Origin of the sequence: Pantoea sp. Morm (assembly GCF_016643525.1) — a bacterium.
Lineage (GTDB): Bacteria > Pseudomonadota > Gammaproteobacteria > Enterobacterales > Enterobacteriaceae > Pantoea > Pantoea dispersa.
This window is the reverse complement of sequence record NZ_VOQX01000253.1, coordinates 1-1,214: the sequence shown is the minus strand read 5'-3', so window position 1 is coordinate 1,214 and position 1,214 is coordinate 1. Positions and strand designations below refer to the sequence as shown.

Below are 1,214 nucleotides of genomic sequence, written 5' to 3'. Positions count from 1 at the left end.
GAAGTAGGTAGCTTAACCTTCGGGAGGGCGCTTACCACTTTGTGATTCATGACTGGGGTGAAGTCGTAACAAGGTAACCGTAGGGGAACCTGCGGTTGGATCACCTCCTTACCTGAAGATACCTTCCCGCGAAGTGCTCACACAGATTGTCTGATAGAAAAGTAACGAGCAGAAAAAACCTCTACAGGCTTGTAGCTCAGGTGGTTAGAGCGCACCCCTGATAAGGGTGAGGTCGGTGGTTCAAGTCCACTCAGGCCTACCAGATTTCTTCTCATGCTGCGTTATGTTTCCGGCTCGCATAGTTCACTATGCTTCGCGAAAACATGCCTTGCCTGAGACGAAATCACATTTCCCGTGTGAGAAACGTGACTCCTGGTGAGTGGATGTAGATGGTCTCTGCAGTGACTGTATGGGGCTATAGCTCAGCTGGGAGAGCGCCTGCCTTGCACGCAGGAGGTCAGCGGTTCGATCCCGCTTAGCTCCACCATTACAGTACTGAAACTTACTTCAGAGTATACCGGCGACGGTGTGCTGCGAAGTATTTGCTCTTTAACAATCCGGAACAAGCTGAAAATTTGAAACGACGCGTCGTATTCATTCTCCGTAATAAGAATGAAATGGCGATGCGTTCGGGTCTCTCAAATGCTTGCAGTCCGCAGCGTTGCAAAACGCCTGTGGGTTGTGAGGTTAAGCGACTAAGCGTACACGGTGGATGCCCTGGCAGTCAGAGGCGATGAAGGACGTGCTAATCTGCGAAAAGCGACGGTAAGGTGATATGAACCGCTACAGCCGTCGATGTCCGAATGGGGAAACCCGGTGCACTCTGTGCATCATCGTTTGATGAATACATAGTCAAACGAGGCGAACCGGGGGAACTGAAACATCTAAGTACCCCGAGGAAAAGAAATCAACCGAGATTCCCCCAGTAGCGGCGAGCGAACGGGGAGCAGCCCAGGACCTGAATCAGCTTGTGCATCAGTGGAAGCGTCTGGAAAGTCGCGCGATACCGGGTGACAGCCCCGTACACGAAGATGCATGAGTTGTGAGTCCGACGAGTAGGGCGGGACACGTGGTATCCTGTCTGAATATGGGGGGACCATCCTCCAAGGCTAAATACTCCTGACTGACCGATAGTGAACCAGTACCGTGAGGGAAAGGCGAAAAGAACCCCGGCGAGGGGAGTGAAACAGAACCTGAAACCGTGTACGTACAAG

General features: G+C 52.2%; 2 tRNA genes and 2 rRNA genes. All 4 read left to right on the top strand.

From position 1 onward, the window contains the following. A 16S ribosomal RNA gene (locus FT726_RS27350) occupies positions 1–111 on the top strand; the annotation flags it as partial. A 74-nt stretch (positions 112–185) separates the two neighbouring features. Next, positions 186–262: transfer RNA gene (locus FT726_RS27345), tRNA-Ile, on the top strand. 149 nt (positions 263–411) lie between these two features. After that, positions 412–487 (top strand) — tRNA-Ala (locus FT726_RS27340). Between the two features lie 198 nt (positions 488–685). Then, positions 686–1,214 (top strand): 23S ribosomal RNA (locus FT726_RS27335); the annotation flags it as partial.